We start from the raw sequence: 19,671 nt of genomic DNA on the forward strand, positions 1-19,671 counted from the left end.
TGCACCTACTACAATAAAGGCTGTAAGAGCAGCTTATGAATGTGTCGACCGAGAAATAGTTCGATAAGAACATCCAAGCTTCGACACGAACTTCATGTGGCAAAGTGCTCGAATATGCTCAATATTGGAGTGGAGAAAAATGATTTCATTCTTTCAATTCGACACGAACGAAGAGAAACATGTGCTGCTGGCACGTGCGAGAAATGTGGCGCTAAATGCTATTCAGAAGTATGACATCGCATGGAAAAAAATCCAGTTCATACAGTTGTCGGATACGATTACGTATATGATTGAAGCGACTCCTCAAGAACGTTATCTAATGCGTATTCACTCGGATCGGTGCAGTCGAGATGAGATTGCTTCCGAACTCGCCTTTCTTCAGATGTTGCATCATTCGACGGAGCTGACAGTGCCGACTGGGGTGGCGAGCAAGGATGGATCCTATGTAATTGAAGTGGAAACGGAAACGGGTTATTGCAGGCCCGATGTCACGTTGATGAGATGGGTAGAAGGGGAGCATGCTATGGCATTAACGGATAGCCAAGCGTATCGAACGGGTACGATGATGGCACGACTCCATGAGGAAGCTGCACATTATGTTCCTTCCTCTGATTTCACACGTCCCGCCTGGGGCATTGACAGTTTTAGAAAGGAGTTCAAGAAGCTCGAACGATATTACCCTCGATTTTTAGCCGAGCAAGGTTGGGATCTCTATCAAGCAGCGGCCGATAAGGTTATTGCTCAAGTTGCCGGGATGGAACGAAGTGCTGACACATATGGTCTGATTCATGCTGATTTGCATACAGGGAATGTTGTATATACCGGGGAAGAGCCACGTCCGATTGATTTTGGTCGGTGCGGTTATGGTTATTATCTTTATGATATGGCGGGTGCACTATTAGGACTTGGTGTAAAGCAGCGCAAGCAGTTTATTGCAGGATATGAAAATGTGAAAAAGCTGTCTAGCGGCTATATTCAGCAGGTGGAGTGTTTTTTTATCATGTTTATGATCGAGAACTACTGTCATCATGCTGCAAATCCGGAAGAGACGGAAAATCTGAAATCCGAACAGGTATTTGCACAAACGTATTTGCATGCCTTTTTGCAAGATTCGTCGTTTTTATTCCGCCGAGTTGATCCGGTTCAAATAGGAAGTCCAGTGAACCCGGTGAACATCACTTCTCATTAGAACGTGCAAGGGGAATGCGCAGCGAGATATTATTCTCTCTTGCATTCCCCATATGTACGAGTACGATTGTTGTATTATTGTTTGCAGTGCGAGCTTACGAACTGTTGGACAAAATACTTAGGATGAAGTGGCTCGCCCGTTGCACGTTTCAATAGATCATTCCATGTCCATGTCGCGCCAGGGAAGAAAACTTGCTCCTTTACATAAGTTCCAGCTTCTAGAGAGAACAAGTCTCGCGAAATGTTCGTCATGATATAATGATGCAGTTGGGAAGCGGTCAGCTCACCTAATATATAGCTTTGATAGCTTACGGGAGCGAGCGTGAAATGCATCTTGGCAGCCCAGTCCGGATGCCGGGTATCCTCTGGCGCTTGCAAGTGCTGGATCTCTTCTACGAGCTGCCACCAACGTTCATTCACATTGGTATGCGGACGCTCATACAGCTCCCGCTCGAACTTCACAAATGTAATATACCATCTCATACTGACCAGCATCTCGCGTTGAAGAGTATCGCGCAGGGCAGAGGCATGGGATGAAAAGGCGGTGGGTTCCGGCTTGATGAAGCGGGTAATCCAATCCTGATCCTTTGTCATTCGGCCAAAGAGCATCGCAATCGCTTCGGTAGTAAGCGTATGGGCAGGCTTGCGTAGAAGGAAAGGCAGCGCTGCGTCAATATTTTTCTCATATGCCGCATGACCGAACTCGTGCAGCATCACACTCATCCAAAATTCGCTCGGATTCATGCTCATCATGACGCGTGGTTCGCCCGTACGTCCCATATCCGTGCAATACCCATATGGATATTTCTTATCGCGCGGATATAGGTCACTGCGTGCGATTACATCTGTGATATTGAGCCCCATGCTTTGAAACGTCTCTGCTGTAATGGCTTCCATCCTTTCATTTTGTAAATACTCAGCCATACTCCATTCACTGACGGCAGGCGTACTTTGAAAGAACGGATCTGAATAATGCCACGGCCTAAGCTGCGATACCGTAATACGAAACTTTTGAGCTAGTTCCTCGTCAATTTGCTGCTTCACGAGCCGATACGGTTCTTCACTCTGGACAAGCAGCTCATCCATTAAGGCAAACACGACGTCAAGATCGAGATCCTGCGCGCTATATTGCATCTGATAATAATTGTCGTAACCAAGTGTGCGAGCCTCTTCATTGCGCTGCTGGATAAGCTGCAGTGCGCGATCGCAGACCTGCTTGCCGATTTGCTTGCTAGCGAGCCATGCCTGCTTGCGTTCTTCCGGATCAAGACTCGTTTCCAGAATCGTGCGAATATCATTATTCGATACATGCTGGTTCTGTATGGTAGGACGGTAGGAATTGAAAATGTCCACTAGTTCCTTCGTCATGCGAGTAGAGCGTTCAGCCAGCTGCGGATCTAACTGTTGATTGATCATCAAGTGGTGAAGCTCTGTAAGCTGACGTTGTTGTAATGATGTAAGCTGCTTATTCTCTAGGTGCTTCGTAATGAGGGCGAACCGCTCTGTATCTGATAAATAACGCTTCCATTCATTTTGAGCAACCTCCAACGCATCATTCCATGATTCCTCACCTGTAGAAGTTACCATCCATCCTGCTTGACCAATCTTTACGCTTAGCTCTTTAAGAATCTTGTTCTCACGCTGCAAAAAAGACTCCACATCCATGACATCCATATGAATTCTCCTCTCCATAACACTACTAGCACAATGTGTAATTTTATAGTTATTACCATACCAAAATAATGTAATTTGGAATTCTTGATTTATGGCATTAATCGTACAATTATGTAGGTATGTTGATGCTATAGTTAGGTATACCCGAGAAATTAAAAGAAAACAGGCAGAGCCAATTACAGTTACTTGAAGGTAACAAGGTTACTTCTAGGTTACTAGAACACTTCAAAGTGCGTACTTCCATTTCGATTCCATGTAAGCCATAATGCATGTATCGCGTTATGGCGAAATTCGCCGATCACATGACGTGTACAGGTGGATTCTTATGAAGAAGACTTAGGAGGAACGTGAAATGGCAGCGAATTTACAAGATAGAGTGACATTGCATAATGGAGTGACAATGCCGTGGTTCGGACTTGGCGTGTTCAAGGTGAATGACGGTTCCGAAGTTGTCGATTCCGTTGCGGCAGCAATCAAGAATGGATACCGCAGTATTGATACTGCAGCTATATATGGAAATGAAGAAGGTGTAGGACAAGGAATCCAAATCGGATTGAAAGAAGCGGGTATCGCGAGAGAAGACTTGTTCATCACTTCGAAAGTGTGGAATGCGGACTTGGGTTATGAAGCTACGCTTGCAGCCTATGATGAGAGCTTGAAGAAGCTCGGTCTCGAATATTTGGATTTGTATCTAATTCACTGGCCGGTAGAAGGCAAGATCAAAGATGCTTGGAGAGCGTTGGAGACCCTTTATAAAGCTGGCCGCGTGAAAGCAATCGGGGTAAGCAACTTCCACGTTCATCATTTGCAAGATTTGATGAAGGATGCAGAAATCAAACCAATGATCGACCAAGTTGAATTCCATCCACGCTTGACACAGCAAGAGTTGCGCGAATTTTGCTTGGAGCAAGGCATTCAGTTTGAGGCATGGTCTCCGCTAATGCAAGGACAACTGCTTGATCAACCTGAATTGCAAGAGATTGCTAGCAAACACGGAAAATCGGTTGCGCAAGTAATCTTGCGTTGGGACCTGCAGCATGGCGTCATTACCATTCCGAAATCGATTAAGGAACATCGGATCGTAGAGAATGCCTCCATTTTCGATTTTGAATTGACACCAGAAGAGATGGAGCGCATTGACGGATTGAATCAACATCATCGTGTCGGTCCAGATCCTGACAATTTCGACTTCTAAATTGAATAACGAAGGGCTGCCCAAGTCACTAGTGTGACAAGGGGCAGCCTTTTTACGTTTATTGAACGGTCATCATACATCATCTATGGACAAATGAAAACGAACATGAGAAAATAAGTCCCTGATATTGAGAATCATTATTAATTAAACATTCGTGGTTAACGAATGATAGGAGTAGGAGGAAAGTAGTGAAAGAGGATATACACAACGCCTTTTTACATAAGACCTTGTTGGAAATCAAACAAATGGAGCAGGTTGAGATTCACGATGGTAGTCGATGGGCGAAACAAGAGCTTATATCTCATATGTTACTGTATGTGGTGAACGGTAAGGGAAAATTGTACATGAACGACGGATGTGATGCTGCCGAGCTGCTGCCGAATACTGTTTTTCTATTGCCGGTCGGATCCGTACTTGCAGCTGAATGCGCCGCGGAACATGGACTGCACCTCTATAAAATCGAGTTCGACATCTATCGCGCAATGGAATGGAGCGATAAGAGAAGAGTATATGAGAAGGAGTTGACTTTGCCTGTTAGCGGGGAAATACGGGTCGAGCAGCATCGCATTAGACGGTTGATTGGATTATTATGCAAGGACAGCCCCTATATAACGGGTATGGCTCATTCCCCTTATCAGTCTTATCTACATGATATATTAAGCGTCATATTTGACAACAGGACGTCCACGAAATTAGAGAGCACCGACAATTTGCTGGATTACACAATTGAGTACATGCAGCAGGCATTTTCCACGCAAATTACCTTGGCCAAGCTAGCAGATCAGGCTGGTATGAATCCTTCTTATTTCTCTCAACTATTCAAACGGAAAATGAAGAAGAGTCCAATCGAGTATTTGACCGATCTGCGCATGAATCAGGCGAAGAAGCAATTGCTGCAGCCAAACGGTAAAATACGCGACATTGCCCAAGATGTCGGATACAAGGATGAGTTTTATTTCAGCAGGCGATTTAAGACATACAGCGGAATCGCACCAACCGCATATATGAAGCAGCAGCATATGCATATCGTGTCACTCTCTCAGCCATACACAGATCATCTTTTAACACTGGGCGTGAAGCCATTAGCCATACATATCGATAAAGAAGCGCCAATGATGTCTATGCCAGTCTATGATCGAATGTGGGAACGATATCGAGAAACGTTATTGATGAACAAGCCCGATATGATTTTGTGCAAGGATCACATTTCCCAGCAAATGAACAGGTATTTTGGGGATATCGCTCCCATTGTAACGATTCCTTGGAAGCGTTTAGACGTGTTCGGACACATGCGCGAGATTGCCCGTCTTGTGGGTAAAGAAAATGAAGCTTATGAATGGATAGCACGTCACGAAGAACGAGTCGAGCGCGACCAAAAAAAAGTAAAAGCAATGATCGGGGAAGGTACGGTTGGGCTGCTTACATTTGTCGATCATAAAGTAAAACTATATGGCGCGCGCAACATTGGACATGTGTTTTATCGATCTTTGAATTTATCACCACCTGAACAAATTCGAAGAGAAATAGATAAGCACTTGCCTGGAACGGTCTTTAATTGGATGTCTGCGACCACAGTAAATTTATCTGATTGCGATACGGACTATTTGTTCCTTGTAACGAAGTCTGGAGAGTGGGCGAGAGATTCCATAAAAGAGTTACAGCAGAGCGAAGGCTGGCGCAGTCTCCCTGCCGTGAAGTATGGTAATGTGCATGTGTTGGATTGGGACAAATGGATGATGTATTCTCCACGGTCAATTGAAAGTCAACTCAGCGAGGCCGTAAGTCTGCTCATGGCTGCAAAATAAAAATTATACAAATAGATATCTAAAGATATGGCATGGATTAATGGATAGAGTTCGATCATAATAATGATTATCATTTTCATTTAAACAACATATAAAGGGGTTTTGGCATCATGATTACACGTCATCGCATGAAGATACTTACTTGTATCTGCACATTACTCGTAATGATTACTGCAGCATGCAGCGGGCAAGTGCCCTCAAATAAACAGAGTGAATCGGGGAAATCATTACAGGTTCAAACGGCCACTTCCGATACGAAGCCGCCAGCTGATATTGCAGGAGCAGACAAACGGATTGCGGTATTATCTATTCCTTTTACGAGCGACTTGCTTGCTTTAGGAATTACCCCGATAGGAGCGGTAACGCAAAAAGGTAAAGATTTTCTCCCACATGTAACTGATCTCTTGCCACATACGCAAAATTTAGGGAATTCCCAAGATCCCAACCTTGAAGCGCTCGTGAACGTGGAACCAGACCTTATCATCGCGCAGGAAGAGCTGATAAAGGGCAAGGATGAACTTGAGAAGATTGCGCCGACAATTGTGCTTAATTTCAAGCAATCGACCTGGCAAGAACAGTTGCAGCAACTCGGTAAGGCGTTAGGCAAAGAAAAGGAGGCCGAAGCGTTCATTGCCGATTATAAGCAAAAAGCCGCTACAGCAAAAGAATCTATCAAGCAAGTGCTTGGTGACGAGACGGTGTTAGTGCTGCGCGTCATGAAAAAAGAGCTCAGAGTATACGGATTAGATCGCAATTATGGCTCGTTGCTTTATCAAGATTTGGGGATTAAACCCGCCAAGGGCTTAGAAAGTATAGGCCGAGGAAAGGAAGGGCCGCAATCCATCTCCAGCGAGCTGCTGCCGGATTTCGATCCTGATCACATTCTGCTTGAGGTATCTGCTGACAAGGCTGCGCAGCAGCTGTTCAAAGAGTTGGAGGATAGCTCCATCTGGAAACATCTAAAGGCGGTTAAAAACGGCAATGTTCATGCGATTGAACAGCAGCCATGGTTAGATTACTCGGCCCTTGGCCAGCTTAAATCGTTGGATGAGGCGGTAAACCTATTTACACATAAATAGGAGATGGCGTCTAGCAAATAATAAGGGGCTGCCATTACATCATCAAGGATGACGGATGGAAGCCCCTTATTGTTATGACCAAGTTGCTATTGAATAACCCCACATGCAATGCGATCACCTGAGTTGCCTGCTGGATCTGTCTTGTAATCGTCGGGCTGTGCATGAATGATTAACGCTGTGCCGCCTGACTTCAACAGCGAGTTCGGCTTATCCTTTTCCAGCGTAACCATCTCAGTTGTGAAGGTGGCTTGAGCTTTGCCATCTTCGCCTACCTCCAGATTTGGCAAATCGCCACTATGGTAGCCCTTCGGATTCTCAAAGCCATGCTCCTTATGAGTTGGGTTCAAATGGGCCTCGGCGGTCTTGAAATCAGGGGTATCGCAACGGCCTACCGCGTGAAAGTGTATGCCATGCTTACCTGGTGACAGACCTTGGACATCGATCGCCATTTGAACCTTATTGCCGACTTGAGATAGCTGTGCCGTACCGATGGAATCTCCTTTCGTGTTAATTATATTTACGTTTACACTGGGAGACTTCACTCCGGCCATTGTTTCCTTAGCTACACATGCGCTAAGCAGCAGACAGCTTGTCAGCAGGCACGCGAATACGAATTTCTTCATGTTGACCTCCTTGAGTTATATCGTGTCGGTAACAGTGTTCACCTATTTTTCAGAAAGAAAACCGTCTTTCTTCAATTTACTTATGGTTAAGGGAATAACATTCACAGATATGGTATGCTTGTACAAGAAGAAACGAGATAAAGTACTAGACAAGGGGTTAGCACGATACCTGATGTTTGCGATAGATATGAAGCGTGCTAATTTGGAAGACAGCATTAAGAAAGTAATAGGAAGAAAGCCTAAAGCGAGGGTTGAGCATGATTCAGGTGAAAGGCGCAATTGACGCAAATACGAGATGCCGTCATTATCATTCAGAGGTGGACGTAATTGCGATTAAGTTCAAATGCTGTGGTACGTATTATGGCTGCTATTATTGTCATGAGGAGGCAGAGGATCACGAGCCTATGGTATGGCCAATAGCGGAATGGGGTACGAAGGCGATTTTATGTGGCAATTGCCATACGGAGCTCACGATTCATGAGTATCTAAGTTGTAATTATGAGTGCCCGATATGTCGAACCTCATTTAACCCAGGATGCAAGAACCACGATCATTTGTACTTTGAACAAGAGAAGGTAACGGCGGTTGTGAGTAAAGGCTAGAGAAGCAGACGGAAAATATACTTTCTTACTATGGAATACACAAAAGATGACTTCTGAATGGATCAGAGGTCATCTTTTTTGTGGGATCTAGCCTATGGCTAGGAATGTTCGGTTGTTTGTGGTCATTAAGACACGCTTAATGTTGTGTATAATGCGTATTATATGCACCCAATTTTCATTATAATACACATTTAAACCGTTGATTACGGAAAAAAAATCGAATATAGTGTGTATTATATATTGAATTTCAATTTATTATGACGTAATATATGAGTTGAGCAAAGGAGGTTCAAACGATATATGCTGAAACGACTCGGTGTGAGTGGTACAGGAAGAATCGGCAGATTAGTTATTCGCAGTCTGTTCATGAATGGAAACGGTGCATCACTTGGCCTTATTAATTCTACCTGTGCACCTGATCAATTGGCGCATCTCTTGAAGTATGATTCGATTCACGGTCGCTGGGAGGAAGATATTAAAGCGGGAGATCAATGCCTTATCATTCGGGGACATCGGATTCCGTTAGTAAGCGAACGCAACCCAGAACTGCTGCCATGGAGAGAGCACGGAATTGATGTTGTCGTTGATGCAACAGGGAAGTTTAAGAGTCGTTCAGAAGCATCCCTGCATCTGCAAGCGGGAGCGAAGCGGGTTGTCGTGACAGCCCCAGGTAAGGATCTGGATTGTACTATCGTAATGGGCGTGAACGAGCACGCATATGATCCGCAGGAGCATACACTTATTTCTACTGCTTCCTGCACAACGAATTGTCTAGCTCCGCTTCTTCATGTACTTGATCAGGAATTTGGCTTGGGCTACGGTTGGATGACGACGGTTCATGCGTATACGAATGATCAGAAGCATCTGGATAATGCACATTCGGACTGGAGAAGAGGCCGTGCTTGCGGCAGCTCCATTATTCCAACTTCAACAGGAGTTGGCAAAGCCTTGAAGGATATTCTGCCCCATCTGGCGGAGCGGGTTCAGGGTCTGTCCTTGCGAGTTCCCGTGCAAAATGTATCCTTAGTCGACCTTACTGCTCATTTGCACTGTGAAGTTACGAAGGAAGACATCGTCCGCGCATTTACAAATGCGATTAAGGAAGGCATGGGGCATTATGTAGAATACAACGAGGAGCCGCTTGTCTCCTCCGATTATATTGGCAACAACAAATCTGCAATTATTGATGGGTTATCAATTCAAACATCAGGGTATCAGGTGAAGCTGCTGGCATGGTATGACAATGAATGGGCATACGCATGCCGTGTAACGGATTTCGTTAAGTATATGTTCGTCCAATCCGAGGAGGTAGAACAATCATGCGGAACCAAATCGATGAGCTCATTGATCAGTATGTAAAAGAGAACGACTTGGGCACAATCATTTGCCGATATTGTGATGACATTATTGATACACTGCCTACGAATGGCGTGAAGACGAAATATATGGTGTGTGACAAAGAAGCGTGCCGCGAGCAAGAGGGGAGTGCTACGGCTTGATAAGTGTGCGCGTGAATTCGTTCCGAAATGGTGGCAAAGAGGATGCTGAGCTGCTGGGCGGCAAAGGTGCTAATTTGGCTGAAATGACGAAGGCGGGACTCCCAGTCCCGCCAGGCTTCACCATAACGACAGAAATGTGCAGACAGTATTACAGCAATGGATGCCGACTTCCCGAGGGATTAATGGATGAAGTAATGCGTGCAATGGTGGAACTGGAAAGAGTGCAGCAGCGCCGATTCGGCAGTGCTGAATGCCCGCTGCTTGTATCGGTTCGATCAGGCGCTGTGACATCAATGCCTGGAATGATGGATACGATACTCAATCTTGGGCTTACAGATCAGACAGTAGAAGGATTGGCTAAGCTCACGCACAATCGCAGATTCGCTTATGACTGTTATCGCCGCTTCATTCAAATGTATGGCTCTGTTGTCTATAATATCGAGGCTGTCCATTTCGAACGCATACTTCAGCAAGAAAAGCTGCTCGCTGGGTGCACCGAGGATCAACAGCTTACGGAAGAATCGCTGTGTTCTCTTGTTCAGAAGTTCAAGCAGCTCATTGAAGTGCGTTCGGAACGCCTATTCCCTCAGGATGTGAAGCAGCAGCTTCAAGAAGCAGTTGAAGCTGTATTTCTGTCTTGGTCGAGTCCAAGAGCGAAGGTATATCGGAAGGTGCATCACATCCCACACGATCAGGGTACTGCTGTCAATATACAGTCGATGGTATTCGGAAATATGGGGGAGACAAGTGGAACAGGCGTGTTGTTTACACGCAACCCATCAACAGGAGAACCCGACTTATTTGGTGAATACCTCATGAACGCGCAGGGTGAAGATGTAGTTGGTGGTACAAGAACGCCAGTTTTGATCTCGCAGCTCGAAGTAACGATGCCACATGCCTATGAGGAGCTGACTTTATGCGCTAAGCAGTTAGAGCTTCAATATCGGGATATGCAGGATATTGAGTTTACGATCGAGAACGGGAAGTTGTATTTGCTCCAGACCCGCAATGCCAAACGCAATGCTAGAGCTGCCCTGCAAGTTGCAGCCGATCTAGTGAAGGAAGGCCTGATTAGCAAGGAAGAGGCCGTAATGAGAATTGATGTGCAGCACCTGAATCATATGCTTCATCGTTCGCTTCATACAGCTGCGGGCTATCGTGCAATCGCGACTGGGCTTCCTGCTTCACCAGGCGCGGCATGTGGGCAAGCGGTATTCGACGCCGACACAGCAGATGAGTGGAAGCGACTAGGGAAGTCGGTTATTCTCCTTCGGATGGAGACAACACCGGAAGATATCCATGGTATTGTTGCCGCAGAAGGGATCGTAACACTGCGTGGCGGTATGACCAGTCATGCTGCCGTTGTAGCTCGGGGGATGGGTAAGCCGTGTGTGTGCGGCTGTGAAGCGCTGCAGATTGATGAGGAGCAGCGTCAGCTGATCGCCGAGGGGAATGTCCTTCGAGAGGGAGATTGGGTTACGATTGATGGCGGCAGTGGACAGGTAATACCGGGGAGAATTGAGCTTCAAGATGCCAATGTATCACCCGAGATGCTGCTCATCTTGCAATGGGCGGATGAGATTCGTGCGATGAAGGTACTCGCGAATGCGGATTCACCAGCTGATGCCCGCAAAGCAAGAGAATTCGGTGCGGAAGGTATCGGCCTGTGCAGAACAGAGCACATGTTCCTGTCACCGGCAAGAGTGCCTATCGTGCAACAAATGATTATGGCAGATAAGGATATCGATCGTCAGCTGGCATTGAATCGGCTTCTGCCAATGCAGCGTGCAGACTTCGAAGATATGTTCCGTGAGATGAACGGATTGCCGGTTACCATTCGCCTGCTTGATCCTCCGCTGCATGAATTCCTCCCGAATCTTGAGGAGCTTACAGAGCGATTGGATGCACTTCGTTCCTCGGGAGAAGAAGAACGTGAGCAGGAATATGAGCGCAAGGAGCTTGAACGGATGATCCGCCGAGTTCGGGATCTGGAAGAAACGAATCCAATGCTTGGACAGCGTGGCTGTAGACTTGGAATTATGTTCCCCGAAATTTATGAGATGCAGGTAGAAGCAATATTCCAAGCTGTGCTGCGTTGTCTTCGTGATGGTGTTGCAGTTCAGCCACAGATTATGATCCCACTTGTCGGTCACGTTAATGAACTGCAATTCCTGCGTAACATTGTTGATCTCGTGGCGGAACAGGTATTGGGTGAAGAGAGACGTAATTGCATGTATAAGGTAGGAACGATGATCGAAGTGCCTCGCGCGGCATTAACAGCAGGCGAAATTGCTCGTTCGGCGGATTTCTTCTCCTTCGGTACGAATGATCTGACGCAAATGACATTTGGCTACAGTCGAGATGACGCGGAGGGAAAATTCCTAACGCATTACGTGGAAAATAAGCTGCTTCCTCATAATCCATTTCAAGTGCTGGATACGGAAGGTGTTGGGAAGCTGATTGAGATGGCGGTCAATCAAGGCCGCTCCGTTAACCCGATGCTCACGACCAGCATTTGTGGGGAGCATGGTGGTGACTATGAATCCATTATGTTCTGTCATCAGATCGGCTTGGATTATGTTAGCTGCTCTCCGTATCGGCTTCCAGTCGCTCGTATTGCAGCGGCACAGGCGCAGATCCGTCTGGGAGGCGCATTAAGGCGACAAGCAGAATCACATGCAGGAGAACGGCCAGTAGATCAATCATCACAAGAAGCAGCGGTATGATTAGCTTGACTTTATAACCCTGCGCATGACTTACGGGGCGGAGTGCGTGATCTTCTGCAATCAGGAGTTACGCACTGTCCGCCCAGAATGCTATAATCTTGTCAGATGATGAACAGAATCCTACGTATTTCACGTATGGGCAGGGATCGTGATTCAAGGCGACCTTTATAGCATGAAACGGAGGGATGCGCTATCGAACTAACAACGAGACAGTTAGAAATTATTAAAATCGTCAAGAAGCATGCCCCCATTACGGGAGAACAAATCGCGGAGATGTTGACGGTCAGTAGACCTACGATTCGTGCGGATTTATCCTTGCTGGTCATGCTCGATTATATTGCGGCAAAGCCCAAGGTAGGCTATTTTCTCGGGGAGAAGGCGGAGAAGAAGGAGTCGGATTCCTACGTCCTGCGCAACATGAAGGTCGGACAGGTTCAGGGCATGCCAGTTGTGGTTGATGTGAAGACGACAGTACAGGATGCGGTTGTCACCTTATTCCTAGAGAATATCGGCAGTCTCATTGTAACCGATGAAGGCGGCAAGCTTGCAGGTGTCATTTCGCGCAAGGATTTACTTAAGGTTACATTAGGCAATCCGAATGCGTCCTCGATGCCTGTCAGCATGGTGATGACCAGACAACCGAATATTGTAACGATTACGCCAGAGGAATCTGTATTGGAAGCTGCGCGTAAAATGATACATCACCAAGTAGACAGCCTTCCGGTCGTATCTTACCCAGAGAATCGTTCTGATCTGGAAGGGAATGTCGTAGGACGAATAACGAAGACGACGATCATCAAGCTGATGCTCGACAAAGTAGACCAGGATTAGCAGGGGGACGAAGCGTATGGGGAACGCGTCATATACGATAACCGTGTGTTCAGATTCCGTCGGGGAGACGGCAGAGGCTGTAGTGAAGGCGACAATACGCCAATTCGAAGCGCCGCAAATCAGGATTAAGCGCTATATGAATGTGCGCAATGAGGAAGAGCTCCGCATGTTGATGGAGGAGGCTGCCGAATCCGGAGGATTTGTCGTGTATACGCTCGTTCAGCCTGAATTGCGGGAAGCCATTAAAGAGCATGCAATCCGTCTAAATGTTCGAGCTGTGGATGTTATGGGGCCGATGATTCAAGCTTTCGTCGATACGTTTGCGGATCAGCCGAAGCGAATGCCAGGATTGCTGCATCGTTTGGATGCCGATTATTTTCAGCGCGTTGAAGCCGTGGAGTTCGCTGTCAAGTGTGATGATGGCAAGGATCTGCATGCGATCCTGAAGGCGGATATTGTGCTGTTAGGGGTCTCTCGCACCTCCAAAACACCATTGAGCGTCTTCTTGGCTCATAAGGGGAAGAAGGTTGTCAATTACCCGGTAGTGCCTGAAATTCAGCCGCCGGAGCACTTGTACAGCATCTCCCCAAGTAAAATAATCGGTTTGACGATGAACGCTGAGCATCTATTGAAGATCCGTTCTGAGCGGCTGAAGACGATGGGGCTTCCTGTCTTAGCTAGATATGCTTCGCTCGATCGCATCGTCGAGGAATTGGAATATGCCCGTTCATTGTTCGACCGATTAGGTTGCCCTGTCATCGATGTGACGGATAAAGCAATTGAGGAAACTGCAGGCATTGTCATGGATTTGATTACGTGAGTGAAATCAACTTGTCGTAGATAAAAGGGAGAGAAGTGGAGATGGATCGTCAGCTAGCTCTGGAAATCGCACGTGTTACAGAGGCAGGCGCTCTGGCGTCAGCCTCCTGGATCGGCCGGGGTGACAAGCATGGCGCGGATTATGCCGCTACCTCTGCTATTCGGGAAATGTTCGATTCCGTTCCGATTAATGGGACGGTTGTAATCGGTGAAGGTGAAATGGATGAGGCACCAATGCTCTATATTGGAGAGAAGGTTGGGAGCCGCTTCGGGCCGGATGTTGATGTCGCAGTGGATCCGCTAGAAGGAACAGAAGTTGTTGCGAATGGATTAAATAACGGAATGTCAGTCATCGCTATTGCAGAGAGGGGCAATCTTCTGCACGCTCCAGATATGTATATGCAGAAGCTAGCTGTAGGCCCGCTGCTCGCAGGCCACGTCAATTTAGATGATCCGATTGAGGTAACACTGGAGAAGTCCGCAGCAAGGCTGGGCAAGTCTGTAGAAGATCTCACGGTCATGATTCTTCAACGAGATCGCCATCGTGAACTTATTGAAGCCCTACGCAGCAGTGGAGTTCGGATTAAGCTGCTTGATCATGGGGATGTATCCGGTGCGATTGTACCGGCAATTATCGAGAGTGGCGTTGATCTGTACGTCGGTTCTGGCGGAGCACCGGAAGGCGTGCTGGCTGCAGCAGCTCTCCGCTGTCTTGGCGGAGAAATGCAGGGTCGGCTCATGGTGCAGAGTCGAGAACAGCTAGAGCGCTGCAAGCGGATGGGGATTCAACAGCCTGATTCATTGCTTCGAATGGAACAGCTTGTAGGTACAGGCGATATCATATTTGCAGCGACGGGCATCACGAATAGCGACTTGCTGAATGGGGTTCGTAACTTACCTGGTCAGCGTGTGGAGACGCATTCGGTCATTATGCGTGCGAATACAGGAACCATACGTTACTTGCGGTGTGTGCACAATATGTCGATTAAGCTTAAGTATGCGGCAGGGATGCATGGATAGAAGCCGATTTCATTTCAAATGAGATGGCCATCCTTCACCTGAATGAAGATGCAGCAAGTGAACATGATCCTCTACGATCACAAATTCAAATTACTTCTCTTTTTGTAGACGAGACCCATCATGAATATACGTGCGAGAGCTGGATTGCAGCTGCTGGCAGCGTACGTTCAATGATGGGTCTTTTGTTGTGTTAACTTGACCATCAGAGTGCCTTGAATATGATGTGTTTGCAGTAAGTTTTCAGAAAAACAGATAAAAAGTCATAACATCTATAAAAATTATGTCTGATTTTGTCGATAATGATAAAGTTAACTAGAGGGGAGAGAAAGCATGAAGTTTAGATTTAAAGACCTGAACACTTCAATTAAAATTTTTATACTGGTTGGTGTCGGCATTTTGCTGCTGGCATTAAGTACGTCGATTTCGTATCGCGCCATGAACGAGATCAATCATAAGAACGACACCATTTTCAAGCATAATCTGATGTCGATCATGTGGGTGAAGCAGATTATGGTGAATAACCGTTCCATTGACTCCGCCATTTTCGAATTAATGGCAAGCAGTGATGATCGGCGGAATAGTGAGCTCAAAGCATCTATTGCTCGTTTCCGTGGTGAAAGTGATACACTCATGAAGAAATATAAGGAAGTCTTGCAAACAGATGAGGAAAAAACATTCGTAGCTGAGTATGAGAAGGCGCTAAAGCCATATCGCGATAGTAATATTCGTGCTATAGAGTTGGCAATCGCGAATAAGAACGAAGAGGCATATGACTATTACGTAAGCAATGTACGCGAGTCTCGAAGTAAGGTACAAGAAGTGTTGACCGAGCTTGTAAAGTGGAATGAAAATTTGGCGGATCAGCAAGCGAAGAAATCAACGGAGCTAACGAAGTCTTCCACCACGACGAACATAATCATCGGAATGATTTCACTGCTTGTATGCGTGCTGGTTGGATATGTGATCGCCAATCTGATTGTGAAGCCGCTTCGACAAATGCAAACCTTGATGAAGCAAGCACAACAAGGAGATCTCACGGTTCGCGGTTCCTATGATTCGAAGGATGAGATTGGGGTGCTGATGAAGGACTTCAACAAGATGATGGACGGTTTGTCCTCGATTATGAGCACGGTGCATGAGCGTTCGGTGCAACTGCTTCACAATTCACGCTTAGTCTCTGACAATGCAAATGAAACGGCGCAAGCGACAGAGCATATTGCCGCTTCAATGGAACAGGTCGCATCGGGTGCGCAGCTGCAGCAGACAGCATCGGAGGAAAATGCGATTGCGCTTGAAGAATTTGCACGCGGTATTCAATCGATTGTCGAAAATACATCGAGCGTTGCGGAATTGGCCAATCATTCGGCCATACAAGCTGAGCAGGGCAATGCAACGATCGTCGATGCGATGGAGCAGATGAAGTCAATTAACCAATCCGTACAAACAACGGAATCTGCTGTTGAACAGCTGCATGATCATTCTCAGCAGATCGAGAACATTATTGATGTTATTACGAATATTGCAGGGCAGACGAATCTTCTTGCGCTCAATGCCTCGATTGAAGCAGCGAGAGCCGGGGAGAGCGGCAGAGGGTTCTCAGTCGTTGCTGGAGAGGTACGCAAGCTGGCTGAACAGTCTAGTGAATCTGCCAAGCAAATAGCCGAGCTCATTGCGGAAATGCAAAACAGCACACAGGAAACGGTAAATGCAATGGCTTATGTACGTCAGGATGTTATGTCAGGTATGAAGGCAGTTGCGCAGGCAGGGCAGATGTTCGAGCATATCATGGCGCTGGTGCAGCAAGTGACAGGGCAAGTGCAGGAGACCTCAGCTGCGACAGAACAGATGTCAGCAGGTACTGAGGAGATTACGGCTTCAGTTGACGAAATGGCGAAGATTGCAGCGGATACGTCTTCCACCGTACAATCGGTGGCGGCTGCATCTGAGGAGCAGCTTGCCTCTGTAGAGACCATTTCGGCTTCGATCGGGCAGTTGAAGCAAATGGCGGAAGAACTGCAGGAGATGGTGAATCGTTTCAAGCTATAATCGCATGGAGAATAGGGATTTCATTGTATTACCGGTTGCTAGAAATAGCGGCCGGTTATTTATTTTGTATATGAAGCAGAAACATTATGTTCAGAAAAAGGATGTGCCGCAGCACATCCTTTATGTATACGATTATTTATAATAGGAGTCGATGAGTGGAATAAAGTATCCACCGCCGCCCTTGACTTGGAAGCTGATAACGACATTTTTAACACCGCCAATATTGGCTTCAATTTCTTTGAGACCATCTTCAGGAAGAATCGAATCTACTTTCTTTAGCAGTGCGTTCTTGTCAAGATCGGAAATCTCGATATTCGTTAACTCTTGATCTATTGCAGCAAGCTTGATGACGATCTTCTGATATTTTTTGTTAGGAGTGACGATGATGGATGGCGCTTGCGAACTATCGGAATGATCATAGATGACTTCCTTATAATTTTTGCCGCTGTAGGTCGTTTGTGCAGGGTCTTTGGAGTAGTAAGAGTTCGAAAAAATTTCTGCATTTAGAGGAGTGCCGTTTACTTTTTCGCCCACAATGATTTCATTTGTTTTCGAGTCGATGGCAACAGCAACATTCAATGCGCTGCCAATGCCTTTAACCGGTACATATACGTTGCCGTTATACCTAATCGGTTGCAGTGCCAATCCCTTGTCATCATTGAACTGAACTGCCTTTCCATTCACCTTCACCTTAGCAGTGCTGTCCAAGTAAGCCTCAATCTTCTTCAGGTTGGTGCCTGCATACACGCCAGTGCCTAGGCCGACTAGTAATGCAGCGCTAGTTAGAGAAGCGACTAGTGCTTTTCTCAATTCATCCCACTCCTTTTTATTCACACAAATGAAAGGAAATCATAGCTAGATAGTAGAGGAACAAAGGTCTACAATCAATAGTTCTAATTGCTTATTATTCGAGCAAACTGTCACTTTCCCAGCGTCAAGAGGGGGTGATCATTGGAAGGAGAGTGTGTACAGATAAATAAAACGCTTGGACTACGAAGAGCCCAAGCGTTTGAGGGGGGAGATATACTAGCTTTATTGTGCTTTTACAAATTCAGCAGATTTAATACCTGCTTGACGACCGAAGATAATGATATCTGCAACGGAGTTCCCGCCGATACGGTTCTCGCCGTGCAGGCCGCCGATGACTTCACCTGCTGCGTAGAGACCTGTTATAGCCTTGCCATCCTTGGTTACAACTTCGGTGTTTGTGTTGACTTTTACGCCGCCCATTGTGTAGTGGATACCAGGAGCAATTTTGATTGCATAGAATGGTCCAGCGGACAATTCGTTGTCCATGCCTGTTGTTCTGCCGAATTCAGCATCTTTTTTGTCTTTCACCGCGCCGTTCCATGTATCAAGTGTAGCTTTGAGCTGGTCGCCCGGAACGCCCATTACTTTGGCCAAATCTTCAACCGTTTCGCCTTGGATGACAAATCCCATTTTGTCGTATTGTTGAATAGCTTTTGCACGGGATTTCACGCCAGAATCAAATACAAGGTAAGCTGCTTTGTCAGACAGTTTATTAATTGCTGCCGTTACGTTATCGCGAGTATCCAGCTCGTTCGTGAATCGTTTGCCGTCTTTATCAACCAAGATTGCACCTTCACCGCGAACTGCTTCCCCGATAAGATAGGACTTCTCTTGCTGTACAGTAGGGTGAACCTGAATTTGATCCATATCTACAGTTACGCCGCCGAGCTTCTCAATCATCGTAATGCCGTCACCAGTGCTGCCGATTTGGTTCGTTGTTACGAGACCTTTCAAATCAGGGCGAACAGAGGAGATCATGTCCATGTTAGCACCATAACCGCCTGTTGTGACAACAACTGCGTTTGCGGCAATGTTCTTCTCATCCTTCTCTTCGAAGAGGACTTTAACGCCGTTCACTTTTCCGTCTTTTTCTGTAATATCAGTAACTTTCGCATTTACGAAAACCGGAATTCCTTTGGACTGTACATTCTTGACCAAGCCGCTGACGAGATATTGTCCAACAGCAGATCCGTCTTCAGGACGGTGTGTACGTTTTTCCTTCATACCGCCAGTAATCGTAAGGTTGTTCAAGCGAATGCCAATGGAATCCAACCAGTCGATTGCGCTTGCGGAATTGTCTACGAAGTAACGAAGCATTTCTTTGTCGTTCGTACCGTGACCGCCTTTTAATGTTTGTTCGAAGAAGAGGTCGTTATTGTCTTCAATGCTTTGCTCTTTTTGGAACTTGGTCTGAGATGCATTCATACCCGAAGAGGATTTCATCGTATTTCCGCCAGCTGCCGGCATTTTTTCGAAAATAACCGGATTCATGCCTTTGGCTTTGGCCTCAAGAGCAGCCGTCATTCCCGCTCCGCCAGCACCGATGATGATGATGTCATATTTGTCTTTCAATTGATCGATAGGGGTATAGCTCGCTTTAGAAGCGCCGGACACAGCTTCTGTTTCTGGTTTCTCCGTTTTTGCTGCATTGTCTTGACCCTGCGTTTGGTTCCCGTTACTGCCGCATCCTGCGATGATAAGCATGAGCGACAGAAGGAGAATCATGGTTGCTGTTGCTTTCTTTCTCATGTGAA

The 19,671-nt window shown here is 46.4% G+C and carries 16 protein-coding genes; 12 read left to right on the forward strand and 4 right to left on the reverse strand.

Annotated elements, in window-relative coordinates; translation table 11 throughout:
- Positions 1-139 precede the first annotated feature (139 nt).
- Positions 140-1,189, forward strand: a complete 1,050-nt coding sequence (locus RQP50_RS14645; protein ID WP_315745853.1) for a phosphotransferase enzyme family protein — start codon at positions 140-142, stop codon at positions 1,187-1,189.
- Between the two features lie 74 nt (positions 1,190-1,263).
- On the opposite strand, the gene RQP50_RS14650 is transcribed toward RQP50_RS14645, so the two are convergent.
- Entirely contained in the window at positions 1,264-2,862 is a 1,599-nt protein-coding gene (locus RQP50_RS14650; RefSeq protein WP_227774980.1) for a M3 family metallopeptidase, read from the reverse strand.
- Between the two features lie 352 nt (positions 2,863-3,214).
- On the opposite strand from RQP50_RS14650, the gene RQP50_RS14655 reads away from it, so the two are divergent.
- The 3 genes from RQP50_RS14655 (at position 3,215) to RQP50_RS14665 (ending at position 6,941) form a co-directional block, all read left to right on the forward strand.
- Positions 3,215-4,057, forward strand: coding sequence for an aldo/keto reductase (locus RQP50_RS14655; protein WP_315745854.1), 843 nt, complete (start codon positions 3,215-3,217; stop codon positions 4,055-4,057).
- Positions 4,058-4,245: 188 nt separating this feature from the next.
- The gene (locus RQP50_RS14660; RefSeq protein WP_072730842.1) at positions 4,246-5,862 is read left to right on the forward strand and encodes a helix-turn-helix domain-containing protein; all 1,617 of its coding nucleotides are present in this window, start codon (positions 4,246-4,248) and stop codon (positions 5,860-5,862) included.
- 110 nt (positions 5,863-5,972) lie between these two features.
- On the forward strand, positions 5,973-6,941 hold the full coding sequence (locus tag RQP50_RS14665; RefSeq protein ID WP_315745855.1) for an ABC transporter substrate-binding protein: 969 nt from the start codon (positions 5,973-5,975) through the stop codon (positions 6,939-6,941).
- A gap of 86 nt (positions 6,942-7,027) precedes the next feature.
- Here RQP50_RS14665 and RQP50_RS14670 read toward each other — a convergent pair whose 3' ends face one another.
- Positions 7,028-7,564, reverse strand: a complete 537-nt coding sequence (locus RQP50_RS14670) for a superoxide dismutase family protein (protein ID WP_072730844.1) — start codon at positions 7,562-7,564, stop codon at positions 7,028-7,030.
- Between the two features lie 257 nt (positions 7,565-7,821).
- Here RQP50_RS14670 and RQP50_RS14675 point away from each other — a divergent pair, with 257 nt between their 5' ends.
- The 8 genes from RQP50_RS14675 to RQP50_RS14710 all read left to right on the forward strand — a co-directional run bounded on the left by RQP50_RS14675 (position 7,822) and on the right by RQP50_RS14710 (position 17,107).
- A complete protein-coding gene (locus RQP50_RS14675) occupies positions 7,822-8,166 on the forward strand; it encodes a CHY zinc finger protein (protein ID WP_315745856.1) in 345 nt (114 codons plus the stop codon).
- 300 nt (positions 8,167-8,466) lie between these two features.
- Positions 8,467-9,525 (forward strand): type I glyceraldehyde-3-phosphate dehydrogenase, encoded by a 1,059-nt coding sequence (gap, locus tag RQP50_RS14680; RefSeq protein WP_021253778.1) that lies wholly within the window; start codon positions 8,467-8,469, stop codon positions 9,523-9,525.
- Positions 9,486-9,665 carry a GapA-binding peptide SR1P gene (locus tag RQP50_RS14685; protein ID WP_021253777.1) on the forward strand — a complete coding sequence of 60 codons (180 nt, stop codon included), beginning with the start codon at positions 9,486-9,488 and terminating at the stop codon, positions 9,663-9,665. Before gap ends, RQP50_RS14685 begins: the two co-directional genes overlap by 40 nt.
- Positions 9,662-12,391, forward strand: a complete 2,730-nt coding sequence (ppdK, locus tag RQP50_RS14690; protein ID WP_315745857.1) for a pyruvate, phosphate dikinase — start codon at positions 9,662-9,664, stop codon at positions 12,389-12,391. Before RQP50_RS14685 ends, ppdK begins: the two co-directional genes overlap by 4 nt.
- 222 nt (positions 12,392-12,613) lie before the next feature.
- Positions 12,614-13,222, forward strand: a complete 609-nt coding sequence (locus tag RQP50_RS14695; RefSeq protein ID WP_227774997.1) for a helix-turn-helix transcriptional regulator — start codon at positions 12,614-12,616, stop codon at positions 13,220-13,222.
- 16 nt (positions 13,223-13,238) lie between these two features.
- On the forward strand, positions 13,239-14,042 hold the full coding sequence (locus tag RQP50_RS14700) for a pyruvate, water dikinase regulatory protein (RefSeq protein WP_315745858.1): 804 nt from the start codon (positions 13,239-13,241) through the stop codon (positions 14,040-14,042).
- 41 nt (positions 14,043-14,083) lie between these two features.
- Positions 14,084-15,061: a class II fructose-bisphosphatase gene (gene glpX / locus RQP50_RS14705; RefSeq protein ID WP_065291738.1), complete on the forward strand. Its 978-nt coding sequence runs from the start codon at positions 14,084-14,086 to the stop codon at positions 15,059-15,061.
- Between the two features lie 330 nt (positions 15,062-15,391).
- Entirely contained in the window at positions 15,392-17,107 is a 1,716-nt protein-coding gene (locus RQP50_RS14710; protein ID WP_268623522.1) for a methyl-accepting chemotaxis protein, read from the forward strand.
- Positions 17,108-17,239: 132 nt separating this feature from the next.
- Here RQP50_RS14710 and RQP50_RS14715 read toward each other — a convergent pair whose 3' ends face one another.
- Both RQP50_RS14715 and RQP50_RS14720 read right to left on the reverse strand, forming a co-directional pair.
- Positions 17,240-17,917 carry a hypothetical protein gene (locus RQP50_RS14715; protein WP_065291740.1) on the reverse strand — a complete coding sequence of 226 codons (678 nt, stop codon included), beginning with the start codon at positions 17,915-17,917 and terminating at the stop codon, positions 17,240-17,242.
- 222 nt (positions 17,918-18,139) lie between these two features.
- Positions 18,140-19,666 (reverse strand): flavocytochrome c, encoded by a 1,527-nt coding sequence (locus tag RQP50_RS14720; protein WP_315745859.1) that lies wholly within the window; start codon positions 19,664-19,666, stop codon positions 18,140-18,142.
- Positions 19,667-19,671 lie beyond the last annotated feature (5 nt).

It is taken from the genome of Paenibacillus suaedae, assembly GCF_032337355.1.
In the GTDB taxonomy this organism is placed as follows: Bacteria; Bacillota; Bacilli; order Paenibacillales; family Paenibacillaceae; genus Paenibacillus_B; species Paenibacillus_B suaedae.